The organism is uncultured Pontibacter sp., assembly GCF_947502515.1.
In the GTDB taxonomy this organism is placed as follows: Bacteria; Bacteroidota; Bacteroidia; order Cytophagales; family Hymenobacteraceae; genus Pontibacter.
This window is the reverse complement of sequence record NZ_CANNAI010000005.1, coordinates 218,482-240,227: the sequence shown is the minus strand read 5'-3', so window position 1 is coordinate 240,227 and position 21,746 is coordinate 218,482. Positions and strand designations below refer to the sequence as shown.

General features: G+C 51.6%; 19 protein-coding genes. 15 read left to right on the top strand and 4 right to left on the bottom strand.

The window, feature by feature from the left end:
- The first annotated feature begins 32 nt into the window (after window positions 1-32).
- A complete protein-coding gene (locus tag Q1A54_RS14390; protein WP_299989536.1) occupies window positions 33-1,448 on the top strand; it encodes a sodium:solute symporter family protein in 1,416 nt (471 codons plus the stop codon).
- Between the two features lie 39 nt (window positions 1,449-1,487).
- Here Q1A54_RS14390 and Q1A54_RS14385 read toward each other — a convergent pair whose 3' ends face one another.
- The 3 genes from Q1A54_RS14385 to Q1A54_RS14375 all read right to left on the bottom strand — a co-directional run bounded on the left by Q1A54_RS14385 (window position 1,488) and on the right by Q1A54_RS14375 (window position 5,455).
- A complete protein-coding gene (locus Q1A54_RS14385; protein ID WP_299989534.1) occupies window positions 1,488-2,099 on the bottom strand; it encodes a hypothetical protein in 612 nt (203 codons plus the stop codon).
- A gap of 187 nt (window positions 2,100-2,286) precedes the next feature.
- Entirely contained in the window at window positions 2,287-3,036 is a 750-nt protein-coding gene (locus tag Q1A54_RS14380; protein ID WP_299989531.1) for a YgaP-like transmembrane domain, read from the bottom strand.
- A gap of 166 nt (window positions 3,037-3,202) precedes the next feature.
- A complete protein-coding gene (locus Q1A54_RS14375) occupies window positions 3,203-5,455 on the bottom strand; it encodes a Tex family protein (RefSeq protein WP_196115787.1) in 2,253 nt (750 codons plus the stop codon).
- A 239-nt stretch (window positions 5,456-5,694) separates the two neighbouring features.
- Between Q1A54_RS14375 and Q1A54_RS14370 the strand changes: the two genes are divergently transcribed.
- The 5 genes from Q1A54_RS14370 (at window position 5,695) to Q1A54_RS14350 (ending at window position 13,087) form a co-directional block, all read left to right on the top strand.
- Complete coding sequence (locus Q1A54_RS14370; RefSeq protein ID WP_299989527.1) at window positions 5,695-7,053, top strand: neutral/alkaline non-lysosomal ceramidase N-terminal domain-containing protein; 1,359 nt, start codon at window positions 5,695-5,697, stop codon at window positions 7,051-7,053.
- Between the two features lie 507 nt (window positions 7,054-7,560).
- Entirely contained in the window at window positions 7,561-11,187 is a 3,627-nt protein-coding gene (locus tag Q1A54_RS14365) for a T9SS-dependent M36 family metallopeptidase (protein ID WP_299989524.1), read from the top strand.
- Window positions 11,188-11,397: 210 nt separating this feature from the next.
- Window positions 11,398-11,637 carry a hypothetical protein gene (locus tag Q1A54_RS14360; protein WP_299989521.1) on the top strand — a complete coding sequence of 80 codons (240 nt, stop codon included), beginning with the start codon at window positions 11,398-11,400 and terminating at the stop codon, window positions 11,635-11,637.
- 144 nt (window positions 11,638-11,781) lie between these two features.
- A complete protein-coding gene (locus tag Q1A54_RS14355) occupies window positions 11,782-12,357 on the top strand; it encodes a hypothetical protein (protein WP_299989519.1) in 576 nt (191 codons plus the stop codon).
- 148 nt (window positions 12,358-12,505) lie between these two features.
- Window positions 12,506-13,087 (top strand): hypothetical protein, encoded by a 582-nt coding sequence (locus Q1A54_RS14350; protein WP_299989516.1) that lies wholly within the window; start codon window positions 12,506-12,508, stop codon window positions 13,085-13,087.
- A gap of 78 nt (window positions 13,088-13,165) precedes the next feature.
- Here the strand turns inward: Q1A54_RS14350 and Q1A54_RS14345 are convergent, their stop codons facing one another.
- Window positions 13,166-13,654: a peroxiredoxin gene (locus Q1A54_RS14345; protein WP_196115807.1), complete on the bottom strand. Its 489-nt coding sequence runs from the start codon at window positions 13,652-13,654 to the stop codon at window positions 13,166-13,168.
- 135 nt (window positions 13,655-13,789) lie between these two features.
- On the opposite strand from Q1A54_RS14345, the gene Q1A54_RS14340 reads away from it, so the two are divergent.
- The 9 genes from Q1A54_RS14340 (at window position 13,790) to Q1A54_RS14300 (ending at window position 21,659) form a co-directional block, all read left to right on the top strand.
- Window positions 13,790-14,482: a glycosyltransferase family 2 protein gene (locus Q1A54_RS14340; protein WP_299989511.1), complete on the top strand. Its 693-nt coding sequence runs from the start codon at window positions 13,790-13,792 to the stop codon at window positions 14,480-14,482.
- A gap of 19 nt (window positions 14,483-14,501) precedes the next feature.
- Entirely contained in the window at window positions 14,502-15,983 is a 1,482-nt protein-coding gene (locus Q1A54_RS14335) for a cellulose synthase family protein (RefSeq protein ID WP_299989508.1), read from the top strand.
- A complete protein-coding gene (locus Q1A54_RS14330; protein WP_299989505.1) occupies window positions 15,980-17,338 on the top strand; it encodes a hypothetical protein in 1,359 nt (452 codons plus the stop codon). Before Q1A54_RS14335 ends, Q1A54_RS14330 begins: the two co-directional genes overlap by 4 nt.
- Before the next feature lie 27 nt (window positions 17,339-17,365).
- Window positions 17,366-18,226: a CPBP family intramembrane glutamic endopeptidase gene (locus Q1A54_RS14325; protein WP_299989502.1), complete on the top strand. Its 861-nt coding sequence runs from the start codon at window positions 17,366-17,368 to the stop codon at window positions 18,224-18,226.
- A gap of 120 nt (window positions 18,227-18,346) precedes the next feature.
- A complete protein-coding gene (gene bla / locus Q1A54_RS14320) occupies window positions 18,347-19,129 on the top strand; it encodes a subclass B1 metallo-beta-lactamase (RefSeq protein ID WP_299989499.1) in 783 nt (260 codons plus the stop codon).
- Between the two features lie 27 nt (window positions 19,130-19,156).
- The gene (locus tag Q1A54_RS14315) at window positions 19,157-19,837 is read left to right on the top strand and encodes a class I SAM-dependent methyltransferase (protein WP_299989496.1); all 681 of its coding nucleotides are present in this window, start codon (window positions 19,157-19,159) and stop codon (window positions 19,835-19,837) included.
- A gap of 3 nt (window positions 19,838-19,840) precedes the next feature.
- Window positions 19,841-20,080, top strand: a complete 240-nt coding sequence (locus Q1A54_RS14310) for a thiamine-binding protein (RefSeq protein ID WP_299989493.1) — start codon at window positions 19,841-19,843, stop codon at window positions 20,078-20,080.
- A gap of 176 nt (window positions 20,081-20,256) precedes the next feature.
- Window positions 20,257-21,099 (top strand): hypothetical protein, encoded by an 843-nt coding sequence (locus Q1A54_RS14305; RefSeq protein WP_299989491.1) that lies wholly within the window; start codon window positions 20,257-20,259, stop codon window positions 21,097-21,099.
- 110 nt (window positions 21,100-21,209) lie between these two features.
- Complete coding sequence (locus Q1A54_RS14300; protein ID WP_299989488.1) at window positions 21,210-21,659, top strand: hypothetical protein; 450 nt, start codon at window positions 21,210-21,212, stop codon at window positions 21,657-21,659.
- Window positions 21,660-21,746: the final 87 nt, after the last annotated feature.

The following is a 21,746-nucleotide window of genomic DNA, read 5'->3' as shown; positions in this document are numbered from 1 at the left end:
TATTTCTAATTTTACCCGACTGATTTAGAGGCATGCTGCTAATTTTTGTGATCCTTTACCTGCTCTTCAACATGGGGGTGGGCTTCTGGGCATCAAGACGGGTACACAATACCAGCGATTTCCTGCTGGCAGGCAGGAGCCTGCCTTTCTATATTTCTACTGCCGTGGTGTTTGCCACCTGGTTTGGCTCTGAAACCCTACTGGGCGCTTCCTCGGAGTTTGCTTCGCACGGACTGCTGGGAGTAATCGAAGACCCCTTTGGTGCTGCGCTTTGCCTTGTGCTGGTCGGCCTCTTCTTCGCCAAAAAACTCTACCGCCTCAACCTGCTCACCATTGGCGATTACTACCGTATCCGCTTCAACCGCACCACCGAGCAGATAGCCGCTTTCTTTATGGTCATCTCCTACTTCGGATGGATCGCGGCACAGATGGTCGCCTTGGGCATTGTGATGAACCAGGTGTTCGGGGTTTCCACAGCCGCAGGCATTATTATTGGCAGTATGATCGTGGTCGGCTATACCTACATGGGCGGCATGTGGTCGGTTTCGATCACGGACTTTGTGCAGACTGTGATGATCATCGGGGGACTTATCTTCATTACCTATACCTTGCTGCAGCACATGCCGCTGGAGCAGATCACGGCTACCCTGCCCGACGGTTTCTTCCGGATGACGCCCCCTGACCGAAGCCCTACTACCTGGCTTAACTACATTGCCCTCTGGATCACGATCGGGCTTGGCTCTATTCCGCAGCAGGATGTGTTCCAACGGGTGATGTCGGCAAAGTCAGAGAAAGTGGCGGTGGCTGCTTCGCTGGGCGCAGGCCTGCTATACCTGACGGTGGCTTTCATGCCGCTGCTGCTGGCTCTCTACGCCCGCACGCTGCATCCTGAACTGCTGCAGGAAGACGCCCAACTGCTTGTTCCCGGTCTGATCATGGGTCTGGACTCCATGCTGATCAAGGTCCTCTTTTTCGGAGCGCTCATCTCGGCTATCATCAGCACGGCCAGTGGCGGTATTCTAGCCCCGGCTGCTGTGCTGAGTGAGAACATGCTGCGTCCGCTTCTCGGCCAGCGAAGCGACAAGCAAATGCTGTTACTGTCGCGCATCAGCGTGCTCGTGGTAGCGGCTGTCTCGCTGGGTATGGCGCTGCTGCGCAGCAATATCTATGAACTGGTGAGCGAGTCCTCTGCCCTGAGTCTGGTGTCGCTGTTTGTGCCGTTGGTAGCAGGCCTGTATTGGAAACGCACCTCTGCGCTGGCTGCCAACGTCTCTATTCTGGCAGGTATGGCCGGCTGGCTGCTCTGCCTATACCTCCAAACGACTGTCAACCCGATGCTCTATGGACTGGGTGCCAGTGTAGCCGGATTGCTCATCGGCCAATTGATATCCCATCTGCGGGCTGAGCCTATACCTGCTGAACCATTGGCCATAAAAAAACAGGTATAGCCCAAAGGCCATACCTGCTATACCTATCACTGTTACAGCTTATTTAAAAAAAGCCACTATACCGGTCGGTTTGGTCACGGTGATATACGCTGGAGATTCTATGTTTCCTACCGGTGTTTTGATCGTCGGCTTGATCTTGAGCGTCACATGCTCCCGGATATCCGTACGCTGTCCCAGCAGAGTGATCAACCTGGACAGGCCTGTATAGTTGGGCAGATCTCCATCCGAAACCACCCCTACGGGCGTTGCGATCGGCAGCAGGTTCAGGCCCTCCTGCAGTTCCATAGTTTCCTCGATAACACCTGTCAAAGCCTCTTCTCCATCCACTTCCAACAGCCATTTCATGCGCGTGATGGTCAGGTGTCGTGCTTCCTCGCTGTGCTCCTGCAGGGTGACGTGCAGGGCCAGCGTTGAACTAAACTCTAGCGAGTTACTGGTCACGGTAGCCAACAGGCTGTCGCGCTCTTCGTGAGAAAAGCCACGGCGCTCCTGTATGCGCTGCTCTACATCGATTCCGTTGAGCTTTATGTCCCGTACGCTTTGCAGGCTGTACTTTGCTTCTGTAAAGGCTTTTATGTCCTGCGCCTGCTTACAGGAATAGATGACCATTGCCAGTATCAGCAGCAAGGCCATGCTCCATATCTTATTCATGCTAAGATGTCCTAAATATTATCTGCTTCAGATAACGCTCACGGTTGCCTAAAGTGTTTCAAACGAAGCTTTTATAATACTAATTTAGTAAAGTTGATGAAAAATTAAAGCTTCTATACACAAAAACCAGGTATAGCAGCGAGGCTATACCTGGTTTTACTTATGATTTACCCAGTGTTGCTATATCCTAGTTGGCTCCAAGCGGCTGTTTAGGCTTGTGCACGTCCTGCCCTGTCTCCATAAATCGCTTGAAGTAGCGCAGATCATTCTCCACCATTTTCTTAAGCATCGGGTTGAGCATCTTCGCAGCCAGTCCGCCCACCGACCCTGCCGGCGGGCTATAAGAAATCACCGCCTGCACAATAGTCCCCTGCCCATCAGGGGAGTCAGAAAAGCGCACTTCACCGGCATTGTCAAGTTCCGAGTTTGGCAGGGAGCGCCAGGCAATCAGTTCGTTTTCTTTCTCATTGATGATATCCGCATCCCATTCAATGGTACCGACACCACCCGGAATTTTGGCTATCCAATGCGAGCGCTGGGGACCGTTGGACTGTACGCTTTCCAGATGCTCCATGAACTTGGGCAGGTTTTCGAGCATGCGCCAGAACTGGAAGACCTCTGAGCGCGGGCGCTGCACTGTGATGGTTTTGATGATGTCGACTGAAATATCCTCGTTTTCAGCAGTATCACGGCCTATCATTTGGTTCATAGGGCAGTAACCGGTAAAGCCTCTGAAAAGCAGCAGGCCTCCCGCCAGCGTGGACAGCAAACCGGCAGTTCCTGACTGTCGCAGCCCCACAAGGGCCAGTGCCGCTCCACCCACTGCCGAGAGCACACGCTCCGGCCGGCTCACATTGATATGGCTCGACCCGGAAGCAGGTGGAAAAATATGCTCCGTGTGAAGCATTTTGGAGTAATTAGGTTTGTATGTATCCATAGTTTATTTGTTTTGTTCTATTTAGATTTTATTGGATACGTGCTTAGGGTCTATTATTGTTGCTATACAGTTATTTTAATAAGAATGGAGATCTGGCTAAGCTGACCTTAAACAACAAAGCCCCGGCTGTTCACCGGGGCTTTGCTATACATTCACTAGGTATGACTTATTTAAATTTGCCTTTCAGCATGGCCAGTTTTGCCGCAAAATCATTGGCTGGCTCCTCTTCGCGTTTAGCACCACCTTTTTTGCCGCCACCGCCTGCTGGGCGGGCTGCATTCGGATCGCCTTTCATGCTCAGGGAAATGCGCTTGCGCGGCACGTCCACCTCTAGCACGGTTACGTCTACCTTCTGCCCTACCTTCACCACATCATGCGGGTTGCTCACGAAGCGGTCTGACAGGTGGCTCACGTGTACGAGTCCATCCTGGTGCACTCCTATGTCCACAAAGGCGCCGAAAGCCGTGATGTTTGTCACAAGACCAGGGAGCTTCATGCCTTCGCGCAGGTCCTTCATCTCGTTCACGCCTTCTGTGAAGCTAAACGCCTCAAAGGTCTGACGCGGGTCACGACCAGGCTTGGCCAGTTCGCTCAGGATGTCCTGCAGCGTCGGTAAACCTACTGTATCGGTCACGTAGTTTTTCAGGTTGATCTGCTTGCGCAGTTCGTCTTTCTGCATCAGATCCTGCACGGTTACGCCCAGGTCTTTAGCCATCTGCTCCACAATCGGGTAGCTTTCCGGGTGCACGGCCGAGGCGTCCAGTGGATTCTTCGCATCGCGTATTCTTAAGAAACCTGCCGCCTGCTCAAAGGCCTTATCACCCAGACGCGGTACTTTCTTCAGTTCAGTACGCGTGCGGAACGGTCCGTTTTGATTTCTGTATTCTACGATGTTCTGCGCAAGTGAAGGGCCCAAACCTGACACATAGGTCAGCAGTTGCTTGCTGGCCGTGTTTACCTCCACACCCACTGCGTTCACGCAGCTCATCACTACGTCATCTAGCGAGTGCTTCAGGGCAGTCTGGTCCACGTCGTGCTGGTACTGGCCTACTCCTATGGACTTCGGATCAATCTTCACCAGCTCAGCCAGCGGGTCCATGAGTCGGCGGCCAATGGAAACAGCGCCACGCACCGTCACGTCTTGATCCGGGAACTCTTCACGGGCTACGTCCGATGCAGAATAGATGGAGGCACCGCTTTCATTCACCATCACCACCTGCACCGAAGCAGGCAGTTTCAGGCTCTTCACGAAGGCCTCTGTTTCGCGGCTGGCTGTACCGTTGCCAATGGCAATGGCCTCTACCTCAAACCGCGTCACCATATACCTGACTGCCTGGGCGGCTTCGCTTTCCTTATGCTGACCCGTGTGCGGGTAGATCGTTTCGTTGTGCAGCAGCTTGCCCTGCTTGTCTAGCACCACCGACTTCACACCGGTTCTGAAACCCGGGTCAAGCGCCAGCACCGTCTTCTGACCGAGCGGCGATGAAAGCAACAGCTGGCGTAGGTTGTCAGCAAACACACGGATCGCTTCTTCATCGGCACGCTTCTTTGAGGTCAGGCGTACTTCTGTTTCCATGCTCAGTTTGAGCATACGCTTATAGCAATCCTTGGCGGCAAGTTTCACCTGCTCCGAGGCCGCATTGTTACCTTTCACGAACATACGCTCGAGTCTCTCGAGCGCTTCCTCTTCATCGGGCTGGGCACTGAGCAGCAGTACCATTTCGGTTTCGCCGCGGCGCATGGCCAGTATGCGGTGCGAAGGCGCCTTTTCAATCGGCTCTTCCCACTCGAAGTAGTCTTTAAACTTCTGACCTTCCGCTTCCTTGCCCATCATCACGCGGCTCTTGAACGTGCCCTTCTTCTCGAAAAGCTGACGCATGGTCGCGCGTGCCTCGGCATTCTCGTTCATCCACTCGGCCATGATGTCGCGAGCACCAGCCAGTGCCTCTTCGGTATCCTTCACCTCTTTTTCTTCGGAGATGAAATTGGCAGCCTCAGCAGTCACATCGATATTCTCCTGTTCAAAAATACGCTGTGCCAAAGGCTCCAGTCCTTTTTCGCGGGCGATGGTGGCACGGGTGCGGCGCTTCGGCTTGTAAGGCAGGTAGATGTCCTCGAGCACGGCCATGGTTTCGGCGGCCATGATCTGCGCCTCCAGCTCCGGTGTCAGCTTCTCCTGGTCACGGATGGACTTGAGGATGCTCTCGCGGCGCTTGTCAAGTTCACGCAGTTGTTCCAGGCGATCGCGCACGGCAGCTACCTGCACTTCATCGAGCGAACCAGTGGCCTCTTTTCGGTAACGGGAGATGAAAGGCACCGTGGCACCTTCATCGAGCAAGGTTGCCGTGGCTTCCACCTGCTTAATGGTGATGGACAGCTCGGTGGCAATCTTGATTAAATGGTCAACGTTTAATTCCATGTATTTTGGTAAAGAGTAATCTAAACTATCAGGCGGGAAAAGCGCAGCGGGAGGTATAAACTAAGCCCTGCATGATTCGCCCGCACATCCCCCCCTGTTTCGGGGTATACCTTCTTGCTTAAGGAACGTCAAATTTAAACGATATTGCCAGAAAGCGAAACATCTTAGGCCTGTAAATTAACCTCCGCCCTTAAAAGGCTGTCGCACTGTTTGCTTAATATTTTTATACCTTCGTAAGCTTGAGATTCCTGAAACACGATACGATCAGCTTGTTTGCGCTGCTCAGCCTGCTGCTTTGCACGATGCAGAGCTGTGTGGTGCAGCGCATTGACCATACCCCCTACGCACAGACCGATTACTACCGCCATACCTTATTGGCGCTCGAAGAACAACCTCCAGTTGCCAGGGAGGGTGATTCGCTACAGGTTGGTTGGGCCAAAGTAAATATCACTCCTCCCGTGGGAAGTCCACTGGCTGGCTACGGCAAACGCAAAGGGCTCCGTTATAACGCCGTGCACGACTCGGTGTGGGTTCGCACCTTTGCTTTTGACAACGGCCAGGCAGAGGTCATTTTTGTGGCCCTGGATATGCTCATTGCACCGATGACGGTGGCTGCTGCGTTGGAGGAGGAATATGCCGCGCTGGAACTCAGTCCCGGACAGGTATATCTGAGCGCCACCCATACGCATACCAGCTTCGGAGGCTGGGGACAAAAGCTGGTAGGCCGGCTCATGGCTGGCAGGTATAGCAGGCAACTGGTGCAGCAGACGACTGCCCATATTGTGCAGAGCATACAGCTGGCCAGGCAGAACAAGCAAGCCTCCCGACTCGGATACGGCATCGCTTATGCGCCCCACCTGGTACGCAACCGCCTGACAGGTTTTTTAACTGGAAGAGATACAACCATTCGTTTTTTCAAAATAGAGCAGGCTTACGGTAAAACAGCCGTGCTGGCCACTTTCGCAGCGCACCCCACCATCCTGCCCTCTATGGACCCGGTGCTCTCGCGAGACTATCCGGGGGAGTTGGTAGACCAGTTGGAAAAAAGTGTGGACTTTGCTGCTTTTGCAGCTGGCGCGGTTGGCAGTCAGGCCGTAGTGGCACCCCACGGCGACACCTACGAGAGCACAGCTGCCGTCGGACAGCAGCTGGCAGCTGCCATAGTAGAGAAGCTGCCGGCAGTTAAGCTTAAACCCACTGCTCCGCTCGGTTACGGAAGACATACCCTCCTGCTGCCCCGGCCGCAGTGGCGTCTCAATGCCAACTACCGTTTTGCTCCATTTTTGTTTAATGGGCTGTTCGGCCAATACCCGACCTATATTAATAGTATGCTGCTTGGCGATGCAGTGCTGCTTGGCGTTCCGGCTGACTATTCGGGCGAGCTTACACCTGAACTGGAGCAGCATGGTCGACCTGTTGTCGTGACCGGATTCAATGGCGGGTACATCGGCTATATAACACCTGACCGGCATTACCATTTGAAGAAATACGAGACTCGTTCCATGAACTTTTACGGTCCGCAAAGCGGAAGCTACCTGACGGAGATTCTAGAAAATATAATGCGCAGTTATAAGCCAAATGACGGACGCAACAACTGATCTGCAAAAATGTTTAAATTTTATTAAAAGAATTTTAATCCAATATTTCAGTCACAGAGCAGCAGTTTATAGATAGATTATATCCTATTCCTTATTTTTTATTCCCAATCAGACTTTATAAAATAATACAATACTTAGCCGTAATTACTTTGTAAAATTATCCCTTCCCTACCTCTCATTCCTTCACTTTCGCCCTTCGTAACACTCAAAACGCTCTCAGAACTGTCAGTTTTATACGGCCTGGCAAACTCCCCAAACAGAATCTCCAAAAGGTGCAAAAAGGCATACAATCAGCTATACAACGATGTTATGACGCACAAATCCTGATATTATCCGGCATCGTAAATGCATCAATGTCAGCGAAAAACAGGAAAATGCCTATTTAGATTCTCCTGCTTTCGACAGATCACCCATACTTATATAATACAAAGCACGACACCAAAATCCAATCTACAACACCTAGTAAAGAATACCTTATGTAGCATTTCTAATTCTAATCTCTCCTCTATGAAACTAAAATTAACGTGCAATCCCCTGTATCTGCTGGGATTGATTCTGTTATTGGCATCGGGCAATGTACTTGCCCAGTCTCCCCTCGACGTCGCCCTGCGGCACATCGACCAGACCAAGGCGGACTACAAGCTCAATGCCGCCGACCTCTCCGACTATGTGGTCACTGACCAGTATACTTCCAAGCACAACGGTATCACGCACATTTACCTCCGCCAGCGCCACCAGGGCATTGAAGTAGTGGATGCGAACATCAACATCAACATCGACCGTGAGGGCAATGTGATCAACATGGGCAACCGCTTTATACCTAATCTGCGCGGTGCCATCAAGGGCAATGCGGCAGCCCTCTCTCCTGAACGGGCCGCCAACGCAGCAGCAGCGGCTCTCAAGCTCACACCTATGCAGACGATCAAATTAAAAGAGCGCAAGGCCCCTTCTCCTAAGCTACCTGCCGCCGCCAAGGCCGTGGTGCTGACTGATGGAGGAATTTCGCTGGAGCCTATACCTGCCAAACTGGTGTACCAGCCCATGCCGAACGGTGATGTGCGCCTGGCCTGGGAAGTGGACATCTACAACACAGATGCCCGGCACTACTGGAACATGAGCATTGACGCTGCCACCGGCCAAGTACTGAAACAGCAGGACCTCGTCATTCACGATAACTGGGGACTGCCTGTGGTAACAGACGACCCGCACCAGAAAATGGCCATTGTAAAGCAGAGCAGACAGGGTCGCGTAGCGACGAAAGCTGAGCGCCTGAAAGCACAGCAGGACTTCTATACCCAGGCTTTTGCACCGCGTAGCGTGGCTGCTGCTGCAGTTGCCTCCAGCGGTACTTACCGCGTATACGATGCGCCTTTCGAGACACCAAGCCACGGCGACAGAACCCTGGTGACCGGCAAGGAAAACCCGCTTGCCTCTCCGCTGGGCTGGCACAACGACGGCCTGTTAACTTACACCATCACCAAAGGCAACAACGTGCACGCCTACGAAGACCGCCTCGGCGCCAATGCCGGCACCAGCCCCGACGGCGGCTTCGGCCTCAACTTCGACTTTCCACTTGACCTATCCAAAGAACCAGATACTTATGTAAAGGCAGCCACTACCAACCTGTTTTACTGGAACAACATTATTCATGACCTGTTTTACCTCTATGGTTTTGATGAAGCCAGTGGCAACTTTCAGCAGAAAAACTTCTCTGGTGAAGGTATGGGACTGGACGCTGTTATGGCAGAGGCACAGGATGGCGGCGGTACCAACAATGCCAACTTCCTGACGCTGCAGGACGGTATACCTGGCCGCATGCAGATGTACCTGTGGACCTCTTCCGTACCTGCCAAACTGCTTCATATCACAGCTCCTTCCTCGGTTGCGGGTTCTTATACCGGGGTGCAGGCGGCTTTTGGTCCGGCAATTGATGAAAAGGGCGTATCCGGCAAGATCGTGATGGCTGACCCGGCAAATGGCTGTAACGGTGCTCCTGAGCTGCCGGCTGGTTCTGTTCCTTTGCCATTCAACAACCAGGCGGAAATCACTGGTAATATTGCCCTGGTAGACCGCGGCGACTGCTCTTTTATCTCCAAGGCGCTCAATGCGCAGGCTTCAGGTGCCACGGGAGTTATCGTTGTGAACAACATAGACGGTCCGGCCATGTCGATGGGTGGCGATGAAACAGGTGCGCTTGTGCTGATACCTGCTATCATGATCAGCAAAGCCGACGGCGATAAACTGAAAGCAGTCCTGGCCCAAGATTTGGTTGGCGCCCTGCGACTGGAAGGCGGCGTACCTCCGATGCGTGACGGTGACCTGGACAACGGTATCATCGCCCACGAATATGGTCATGGTATCTCTACCCGCCTCACCGGTGGCCCGAGCACGCAGTGTCTGTCAGGTGCTGAGCAGGGCGGCGAAGGCTGGAGCGACTTCTTTGGCCTGATCATGACCATGCGCGATGGTGACACGGGTACGCAGCGCCGTGGCATCGGTACTTATGTAATGTCCGAGGGCACGGACGGTAACGGTATCCGCCCTGCTCCTTATAGCACCGACATGGGCATCAACCCTTATACCTACAAGATGATCGCCAACCCGGAGATCTCTGTGCCGCATGGTGTAGGTTTCATCTGGGCGACGATGCTCTGGGATATGACCTGGAACCTGATTGAGGAGTATGGCTATGACCCGGACCTGCACAATGGCAAAGGCGGCAACAACATTGCCCTGCAGCTGGTCATGGACGGCCTGAAACTGCAGCCATGCAGCCCCGGCTTTATCGATGCCCGTGACGCCATCCTGGCTGCCGACCGCATTAACAATGGCGGTGCCAACCAGTGTCACATCTGGCGTGCTTTTGCCAAGCGCGGCCTCGGCTACAGTGCCACACAGGGCAGCAACAACGACCTCACCGACGGTACCGAAGCCTTTGACATGCCGCCGTCCTGCGAACCACAATTCGCTATAAATCTGCAAGCTACCCCTTCTCCGGTAACTGACGGGGCAGAACTGACTTACAGGATCACCGTGACGAATGAAACGGAAGGCGCTGTGAATAATGTATCGATCACTAATCCGCTGCCAGATGGGACTGTATTTGTACAGGAGTCAGGCACAGATGCCCCTAAGCTGACAAAAGGTGTGGTTACTTTCAAATCGGTGAAGATGGCGCAGGGTGAGACACTGGAGCGTACTTTCAAGGTGCGCGTGAACAAAGGCACCGGCACGACCGTGTTCTTCCACGATGACATGGAAAGCGGCACCGGCAAGTGGAAGACAGCCCGCGGCATTGGCCTGAGTGATTGGAAACTGAGCACGAAGAACCCACACAGCGGCACGAGCTCTTGGTTTGCTGTGGACCCGGATGCCTTTAGCGATCAGTACCTGATCACGGCGCAACCGGTTGCTGTAGGCGAGAATGCATTGCTGCGCTTCTGGCACAGTTATGCCACCGAAGACGGGTTTGACGGCGGCGTAGTCGAGATCAGCACCAACCGTGGCCTCACCTGGAGCAACCTGGGCAGCAAAATGATACAGAACGGATACAACAGCGAAATCCCGCTGCTCAACGCCTCCACTATTGTGGGGCCGGCCTTTACAGGCAACAGCGACGGCTACATCCAAACCGTTGTGGACCTGAGTAGCTACAAAGGACAAAACGTGCTGATTCGCTTCCGCATGGGCTCCGATGTACTCACGGGTGCTACCGGCTGGTATGTGGATGACGTGGACATCGTATCGAACCCAACTGTGGTTACCAGCACGGCCTACGTTAGCTCCCGGTTTGGAGGAGATGTCAGTGCGACCACCGAAACGCTCGTGCTGAAAGCAGGCAGTCTGTCGCAGAGCAGTGTGCTCACGGCCCAGGCTGCAGAAACCCGCGAAATACTGTTTCCGAACCCGGCTCAGAACAGAATCAGCCTGAAGCTGTCCGACAAAGCAGCTGGCCCTGTGCTAATCACCGTTGCCAACGCCCTGGGACAGCAGGTGGCTCAACACGAGATTGCAGCTGAAGACGCCGGTAGCGGAGCAACTATACCGCTGGAGGATCTGACAAATGGCATTTATTATTTCACAGTACTAAATGGTGACAAGAGCAGTACCCACAAGGTGATCATCAGAAAATAATATTATAAACCCCGAGCAAAAGCCATCCCTTCATGGGGGTGGCTTTTCTCTTTTTATACCTGACCGGAAGAATAAATACAATATATCATTTCCATATCACCCATATTCATATCATTGTATTAGAATAGTTATAAACAAATCCATAGCTTTTCAGGTTTAAAATAATGTAGGGGCTATGTTCCTCTTTATGTGATACTTAAATATTTGATAATGGAAACGATTTTGCCTGATATAGCTAGTTTACTCTTTTTCTTAACCTTTGCCATTTACTCTTTACTGGTGATTTTTATGCTGGTGTGGACCTACCATGATGCGGAAAGCCGTGGTGTGATAGGATGGCTGGTAGTAGTTCCGACTTTCATGACAGGTACCCTTCTGGGTGTAATACTTTGGCTGGTGTTCAGACCAGCTCTCAAACCAGAGCCTGTATGGGTAAGGGTTCGAGAATAAAATTTTCAGTGTGATTTAACTTGAATAGCAGCCGGGCAAACACCCGGCTGCTTTCATTTTCTGCCTATCTCCATTCACTAATCTGCGTTTTATAGACTATCAACCGGATTAAGTTCGTTAATTTGCAGTATAGCCAATGAACCTATGAAGTCAATTCGCTTACTACTATACCTGTCCTTGTTCGGCGCCTCTCTGTGGCTTAGCTCCTGCAACGACTGCGAAACAAAAGTAGCGCAGTTTGAAAATGGCGATAGCAGCTGGACCGTGTACAATGCCCGGGACAGCCTCCTCATGGTTGACAGTAACACACCTGATACAATTCGCGTGTTTCTGAACACCCGGGTTAACTCCGATCCTATACCTGGCGACGGATTTGGCCCGGCCGATGTGTGCATAGAGCAGTACTATACCCGCCGCACCAGCGTCATGCAGCACAATAACCGTCGCTTTCCGGCCCTGACAGTTGTAGCCGTGCGCATGCCCGATTCTATTCGTGTGAGCCTGGTAGTAGCCGGCAGAGCTGAGCTTCGCATACCAGATGTCAACACACCAGACCATGCCACCCTTCCCGTTGGCGGCGTAACTTACCAGAATGTGTTCGATCTGACAAATCCGGATAGCACGGCTACCGGCGTGCGCCGCATCCTGTTCAATCGCGAGTTTGGCTTTCTGCAGGTGGCTTATTTCAATGGCCGCACCTTTACCCGATACACACCCTAAGCCCTGCTCACCCTACCAGCCAAGTTGTAACAATAATTTTTGTAACGGCTTGCAACGCTTTGCCTCCAAAACGAATCTTACCATTAGGTATAGCTATACCTGATATGCGACAATTAAACATTTACCATTACAATCAAATTTCACCCTAATGAAACACAGTATTAAACTTTTCGGAGTATTTATTCTGGCAACACTTCTTTTTACCTCTTGCAAAGACTGCGACACCACTACTACCCAATTTGACGAAAAAGATGTGGAATGGCTGGTCTATGACCGCAATGACACCATCCGTTTTCTGAACGAAACAGGTGACACCGTTACGTATACTAACACAGCGCTGATAGCGGAGCAGGTACCAGGCGAAGGCTACAACATTTCCGATAATTGCATCGGTCACTTTGATGTGCAGGCTTACAGCGTGATGGAGGATATTACCAGAAGCAACACGAATACGAACACTAGCCCGGGCATTGCTACTTATTTTCTGAAGCGTGAAAACAGCCTGGAGGTGTCGGTAGCGGTAAATGGACGCGGCGAGTACAAACTGAACCCGGGCCAGCCAACCTACCCATCTGTTGAGGTAAACGATGTGCTGTATACCGATGTGTATGAAGTGACAAATAACGACGCAAGCAAGGCGACAAACGTAAAGCGCATCCTGTTCACCAAGGAGCGCGGCTTCCTGAGCGTGGAGTTTTACAATGACAAAAAGCTGGAACTGATATTCTAGCTCCCAAAAAAGAACATGCAAAAGGCCCGGTGCGAACAACACCGGGCCTTTTGGCTTTATTCAAGTGATACAAATAACTTAGGCGTACTGGGCTACGCTGTCGTGGTTTATGTCGTCCAATACGTCCAGTACCTGCTGCACGTGCTCAGCTGGTTTGGACAGCGAGTTGAACACATACTGCACCTCCCCTTTCTTGTCGATCACGTAGATGGCCCGGCCCGGCATGATACCGAACTTACGCGGCACCCCGTACAGGTTCCGGATTTGGGCGTCACAGTCGCTTAGCAGGGTAAAAGGCAGACGGTACACCCGCTCAAAGCGTTTGTGGGCGTCGGCCTTGTCGTAGCTGATGCACACAATCTCCGTTTCCAGATCCTGGAAGGTATCATAGTGATCCCTGAACTCACAGGCTTGCTTGGTACAATCAGATGAACTGTCCTTCGGATAAAAGTACAGCACAACGTTTTTCTTCTTCAACAACTCGTAAAGTCGGAAAAACCCTCCATCCAATCGCTGCAATTCAAAATCAGGGGCTTTATCTCCAATCTTAACTACTTCTCTACTCATAATTTAAAAAAGCTACTCTCTAAAAACCTTTCTGATACCGGAAGGTTCAATTTGCAAAGTTAATACACTTCTTACTACAAAAGCCATACCTGACCTTCAATAGTTTAGCATATATTTTTTGCACAAATTTGCAGCATGCCCCGAATCAGCGTCATCATACCTACCTACAACGAAGAAAAATCTATTGCACACGTAATCAGCGACATAACTACCAAACTGGTACAGGAAGTGATTGTGGTGAACAATAACTCCTCGGACAGCACCCCTGAAGTTGCCCGGGCCGCCGGTGCCACTGTGCTCCACGAGCCCCAACCCGGGTATGGCAATGCCTGTCTCAAAGGTATAGCCTACGCAGCCAACAAGCCCACTCAGGAGCAGCCAGACATCATTGTGTTCCTGGACGGCGACTACTCCGACTACCCCGGCGAGCTGCCGCAGGTGGTACAGCCTATTTTGGATGGAAAGGCGGACATGGTGATCGGCTCCCGGGTACTGGGGCAGCGGGAGGCGGGTGCTCTGATGCCACAGCAGATCTTCGGCAACTGGCTGGCCACTACCCTGCTGCGCTGGCTCTATGGCGTACGGTATACCGACCTGGGACCTTTCCGGGCCATCCGCTTCAGCACCTTGCAGCAGCTGGGCATGCGCGACCGCAACTACGGCTGGACGGTAGAGATGCAGGCGCGGGCGGCGAAGCAAAAGGTAAGGTATGCAGAAGTGCCTGTGAACTACCGCAAGCGCATCGGCGTGTCGAAGGTATCGGGTACGGTGAAGGGCTCAGTGCTGGCCGGGTATAAGATTATATTGACTATATTTAAGCTCCTGTAGCCTTAACCAGCGCCACCGCATGACAATCCCTCAGCTTCTTCTTGTTGCCGTGTATGGTCTTTGCCTGGCCTTCATCTTCTGCTACAGCCTGGTGCAGCTGCACCTCACCTACCTCTACTGGAGCCGCCGGAAAACTATACCTGCACCCGAGGCTATACCTGATGAAAGCTATACCTGGCCTGCCGTGACGGTACAGCTCCCGCTCTACAACGAACGCTATGTGGTAGAGCGCCTGATTGACGCCGTGGCCGCTCTCGACTACCCTCGTCATCTGCTGCAGATCCAACTGCTCGACGACTCCACCGACGATACAAGTGAGCTGATCCGGCAAAAGATGGCTAGCTACGCCAACACTGGTCTGCGCCTGGAGCATGTGCGTCGCCCTGACCGCAGCGGCTACAAAGCAGGTGCCCTGCAGTATGGCCTGCAGCAAGCCACGGGCGACTTCATCGCCATATTCGATGCCGATTTTGTTCCGCAGCCTGACTTTCTCAAGCGCACTATACCTGCTTTCAGTCACAAGCAGGTGGGGGTCGTGCAAACCCGCTGGGGTCACCTGAACCAGGACTACTCGCTACTCACCCGACTGCAGGCTTTTGGATTGGATGCGCACTTTACGGTAGAGCAGGTTGGGCGCAACAGTGGCGGGCACTTTATCAACTTCAACGGAACGGCCGGAGTATGGCGCAAAAGCTGCATCCTAGACGCCGGTGGCTGGCAGTCTGATACCCTGACCGAAGATCTGGACCTGAGCTACCGTGCTCAGTTGCGGGGCTGGCATTTCCGCTACCTACAGGGTGTAGAAGCCCCCGCCGAACTGCCTGCCGCCATGGGAGCACTTAAGTCGCAGCAGTACCGCTGGACCAAAGGCGCTGCCGAAACCGCCCGCAAACACCTAGGCAAAGTACTACACGCCTCCATCCCATTTTCTACCCGAATTCATGCGGTCTTTCACCTGCTCAACAGCAGTATCTTTGTCTGCGTACTGCTCACCGCCCTGCTCAGCCTCCCGATGCTATACCTGAAACACAGTGTGCCGGGGCTCGAACTGCTTTTCGCACTGGGCTCCCTGCTGATCATCAGTCTGCTCGCCCTGCTGGCCTTTTACTGGACCTCCCTGTACCAGCGAACAGGCTCGGTATGGTACACCACCAGGCGCTTTATACCTGAGTTTTTCCTGTTTCTTTCGATGTCTATGGGGATGTCGCTGCACAACACGGTGGCAGTACTGGAGGGCTACCTGGGCCGTAAAACGCCTTTTATCCGCACACCCAAGCACAACCTGCAGCACCGCCACGACTCCTGGCGCCAGCACGCCTATGCCATTACCAGCCTCCATCCGGTTACTGTGCTCGAGGGGCTGCTGGCATTTTATTTCGGGTACGGTGTCGTGATGGGATTTCAGCTGCAGGATTATGGTTTGCTGCCTTTTCATGTGATGCTGATGCTCGGTTTTGGTGCCGTTTTCGTATACTCGCTCAACCATAGCCGTCGCGCATGACCCTTGCCCGAAAGCACATAGCAACTTATTCCTTGCTGGGGATGTCAGCCCTGGTATACTTGGCGCTGGGCTATGCGACCCCACGCGAAAACTTTACGCAATTGCTGCTGCTCACTTTGCTGGCTTACGGCATTTACGCCTATGTCACCAACCAGAAGCTAAACGTATGGCACGGCATCGGGGCCGGTCTCTTTTTCAGACTGCTATTCCTCTTTGCTATACCTGCACTATCCGATGACTACTTCCGCTTTGTGTGGGACGGACGGCTGCTGCTGGCCGGTGAGAACCCTTACTTATACTTGCCGGCACAGTTCGCAGGCGAAGAGGCCCCTGCTATACCTGGCCTCACGGCTGAACTGTTTTTGCAGCTCAATTCCCAGCATTACTTTTCGGTATACCCACCAGTGCTGCAAGGTGTATTCTGGCTGGCAGCCGCCCTCTCGCCTGATAGTCTAACGGGCAGCATCCTGGTGATGCGGGTGATCATCCTTGCTGTTGAGACAGGCTCCATATTGCTTTTGCTCCGTCTGTTGCGCCGCATGGCCCTGCCCGATCGCTACGTGCATATCTACGCCCTCAACCCCTTGGTGATCCTTGAGCTGACAGGCAACCTGCACATGGAAGCGCTGCTGATCTTTTTCCTGCTGCTCTTCCTGTACCAGCTGCATTACCAGCGCTACCTCATTGCGGCGGTACCTTTTGCCCTGGCCGTCGGCAGCAAGCTCCTGCCGCTGATGTTCCTGCCCTTTGTGTGGCGCAAGCTGGGCCTTAAGTGCTTTATCAGTTTTGGTGTAGTGATGATTGTTGTTCTGTTGCTGCTCTTTCAGCCCTTGCTTTCGTGGGAGGTGCTGCACAATATCTGGCAGAGCATCGATCTGTATTTTCAGCGTTTTGAGTTCAATGCCAGCGTCTACTACCTGCTCCGATGGCTAGGCTATCAGCTGACAGGCTACAATCAGATTGCTGTGATTGGGCCTCTGCTTTCGCTGGCAACATTTTTAGCTATTTTGTCGATGGCGGCGGTGAAGAAGCTGGGCTCGGTGCGCCGACTGGCCGGCTACATGGCGGCGGCCCTAACCGTATACCTGCTGCTAGCCACCACGGTGCACCCCTGGTATATCACGACGCTTGTTGCGCTGACCACCCTGAGCCACTTCCGCTACGCCACTGTCTGGAGTTGCCTGGCTATTTTCAGTTACTCCGCCTACCGCACCAGTGCCTATACTGAAAACCTGTGGCTTGTGGCCCTGGAGTATACCCTGGTCGGACTTTGGCTGCTGGCCGAGCTATACCTGTACCGCCAACAGAAAAAGCACGCCAACCTGCCCCGGCAAAGTGTTGCGCAAACGAAGTGATCTTTAAGCCTGATACTATCCACTAGCATGCAAAAGCTCTACCAGTACTTTGAAAGCATACCTCACAGCAGGACCAGAACTCTTGTACTGGTATTGGCAGGTATCCTGTGCATCACTTCGTTGCTCAACTTACTCTTCCTGTCTGACAAGCTTCGTGACCTGCTCGATAATCAGCTATACTTTGTAGGGATGGTGCTGGTGGTATACCTGATCTGGCTTGTGTTTCTGTACTTCCTGCAACAGCGTGATCCGGTACAACCTGAGCACCTGAGTCTTAGAGGACGGGATATTGCCAGCGGGTTTGCGGTGGCGGCGTTCCTATACCTGGCCGTAACGGTTGCATTGGCAATCGGTGCTTTATTAGGAACGGATGGCTTAGCGGTTCATGCTAAATTTGCGACTATTGGAGCTACCGCCAGAACCCTGGGCGTTTTCACGTTCAACATCATGCTCAATGCCTTTGTAGAAGAGCTGCTGTTCAGGGTATATCTGATACCACAAGCATACCTGCTGCTTCGGCAGAAAATAGCTTCCAGGTTTGTGGCCCTACTGCTCGCCGTACTTTCCACACAATTACTGTTTGCTTTGATCCACCTCCCCAGAGATCTTTTCCGGTTCGACGTAGCCATCGCTACCATGATCAGCACCCAGGCCCAGCTGTTTATGAGCGGATTGCTACTGGCTTTGGTATACCTGCGCACCCGAAACCTCCTTTTCCTGACCTTATTTCATGCTTTCTTGAACTATGGCCTGCCCGTGGTGGGCACGGAATCCGACTTTAAGCTCTACTACATGATCGCTGCTTTTGCCGTTACGATTTTCTGGAGCAAGATACCTGGCTTAGTCCCAGTAACGAAACAGCAGCTTCATCCGCACCAGCTGCAATAACCGTCCACTTGTATGTGTGCGCTGTGCTGAATTATCATTAAATTACCTGTCATTGCTCCTGCTGAGAAATGCGGCAACTGGCAGGAGTTATCAATTCAACTTCTAGACCTGATTCTGTCCATGAAACCTTACCACTTGCTCCTGCTCACGATGCTGCTCTCCTGCCAATCTCCTAAGTCAACAGACAGGCGGGCTGCTGCGGAAAAGATCAACTCAGGTATAGCCGCCAGCGACAGCCAGAGCTATACCTCCGAAACACTGGAAGTACACAAGATAGCAGACCAGGTATACCAGCACCTGTCCTTTCTGGAAACCCAGAGTTTCGGCAAAGTACCCTGCAACGGTATGGTGGTGATCGATCAGCAGGAAGCCATCATTTTTGACACGCCGCCAACAGACCAGGCTTCCCTGGAGCTAATCGAATGGGTGGAGCAAAGTCTGGGGTGTCAGGTAAAAGCGGTTGTCGCCACGCACTTTCACGACGACTGCCTGGGCGGTCTGCAGGCCTTTGAGCAACGTGGCATTCCGTCCTACGCCAGCCATAGGACTATTGCCCTGGCAAAGGCTAATCATTCAGCTGTGCCAAAGCATGGCTTCGAGGAAGAGCTGACGCTGGAGGTCGGAAACGAAAAGGTGCTGGTGCTATACCCTGGCAAAGGACACACGCAGGATAATGTAGTGGGTTACTTCCCGAAGGCGCAGACCATGTTTGGCGGCTGCCTGATCAAGGAAGTAGGTGCTGGCAAAGGCAACCTGGCCGACGCTGACACGGTGGCCTGGCCACAAACGGTGGCGAAGCTGAAAGCCACCTTCCCGCAGGTAAAACACGTTATTCCGGGGCATGGCAAAGCAGGCGGGCAACAATTAATCGACTACACTGTTCATCTGTTTGAGCAAAAATGATATATTGCTCATGTAATATATTTGCCTATGTCTTTTTTTACGCTTCATGCCCCCACCGTTTACTTGAATGTTTTTGCAAGGCCTGACATCGCCGACAGCTACGACGACTACTACCGCACCGACATGGGGCAGCACGTAGACCTCCTCGAAAAAGCGGTTGTCTCCGAATTGTTGCAGCGCATTCCACGGGGAGCCATGCTCGAAGCGGGTTGCGGCACCGGGCACTGGAGCAGTTACTTTTTGGAGCAGGGCTTTAACGTGACAGGTATAGACGCATCAGAGGCCATGCTCAGCATTGCATCTGAGAAAAAGCTGGATGCTCAGTTGATGAAAGCAGATGTGCATGCATTGCCTTTTGAGGATGAACAGTTTCCGGTGGTGGCTTCTATCACAATGCTGGAGTTTGTTGAGGACCAGGACTGTGCGCTGCGGGAGCTATACCGGGTATTGCAACCGGGTGGCTGGCTGCTACTTGGCGCCCTCAATGCCCGCTCCGTGCTGGCGCTCACCCAGCCACGCGACGAAACCTTCCGACACGCCAACTTTATGACACCTGAGGAGCTGACCGCTAAACTGCAGCTTTTTGGTGAGCCAGAGTCAAGGTACTGTGTGCACCTCACCCACGATTTTCAGTTGATTGACGGCACGCCCGAGGCCCGCTATATCCACCCGGTATTTATGGCAGCAGCCGTTCAGAAAATCCGATAAGCCATGATGGTTACCCTGGAAATCAGCTACTATCCCCTGACAGAAGATTTCAGCACACCGATCAACCATTTGCTGGAGCTGTTGCAACGCACAAAGTTCACTGTAGAGATCGGTACCATGAGCACCCTGATTACGGGGGAATACGACGAGTTGATGCCCCATCTCACAAAGGTAATGGGAGAGCTGATGGCGCAGTATCCTTCAGTGTTCAACATCAAGCTTTCGAATGCCTGCAGGGTATAGCGGCTTATGGGGGATTAAGGACTGAAAGCTTTGGCTTGGCTTAAAGGATGGCCCGCTTTTCTAATTTCGTGGTCAGAAGCTGCTTTTAGAAATTATATGAATTACCCTACATATAGAGCCATTAGTGGGGTGTGTAATTCTATAAGCGGTTAGTTAAGAAGGTTATTAAAAATAAAATGAGATTATTCATTATCGGCCTTTTATTAGGCATTTCACTGAATGCTTTCGGCCAGGAACTTCACAGCGAAGTTGAAAAAGTGTTTAACTTTTATCCACATAAGTTGACTTCTGAGGAGCAGAAAGCGCTATACCCAAAGCTTGATAAATTCTTTGAGCTAGTTATTAATGATAAAGAGAAATACATAGAACCTCTAAGGAATGAGCTTAGGCGAGAGGGCAATAACCCTTACTTCTACTTTGATGGGGGCGTGCTGTTATTGGAAATCAGCCAGGAACCGAAGGATATACAGTTAGTTGCCGATGCATTGGTTAAAGCAGACTTGAGGGACTTACCTGGAGATATATACCTGAAACACCTTCTATCATTGTCCCTGAAAGGTGCAGATATCATTGACCCAGCCTTGCATGTACTGGATGACACTACTTTCTATGCCTTTATACCTCAGCATGTTTTAACTTTAAATTATGGTGAGGGACTCAAGTTTCTGCTTCCAAGATACCAGCCTGAGTTGTACATAGACAAGCTTATTTCTAAATATGAGCAGATAACTTCAACCGATAAGAAATTAACCTGCATCGACCTATTTATTTACGCCAATAGCTGCCAAGCTGACAAGTTCTTAGACGCGCAGTTAATGGATAGCAAACAGCCAAAACAATTGCACGACAAAATAGCTGAAACATTAAAATTGACGAAAGTCTCAAGAAGTGAAAATTCAAATAAATACAATAAACTCTTTGAGGAGAGGAAATTGGTTTTAAGCAGAATCTCAGATGAGGCAATTTATGATTTAAATAAAGTGACTCTAAGAATGAGGAAGACTTTCAAGTGTAACTGAAATCATTAGAATCTTTATTCATAACACGTTGCAAAACAAAAGCTTTGGCAACGCCAGCCTATCCGCTGCATAAGTACATTGTAATTAATATAAATAGAACACAAATAAGCATGAAATTCAAACTCCTTGCATTATCGCTGTTAGTTATCCTATCGGCTAACACTTTGAAAGCACAAATAACAACTGAAGAGATTGCCGAAGGATTTTTCAAAGCCTATGCAAAATCCCCACATAAAGCCATTGACTATGCTTTTGAAACCAACAAATGGATGATGGATAGAAACAAGGATGGGATTGATAAAATTAAAACACAATTGAGCAGCTTTCTGGGCTTGGTAGGAGATTACTATGGCTACGAAAAGATCACGGAAAAAAGTGTTGGAGAAAGCTATAAACTCGTTAGCTACATGCTTCGATATGACCGGCAACCTGTACGATTTACTTTTGTCTTTTATAAGCCAAAAGATAAATGGCAAGTGCAGAATTTCCAATATGATGACAGTTTGGATGATGAACTAGAAGAGTCAGGCAAGGTTTACCGATTGAAAGAAAACTGGTAATAGCTACTACTAAACAAGTAACCTTAAATTTAAGTGCAACGGGAAAATTCTGCTTCAGAAAAGCTTTAAGGGCTACTACGATCTGAC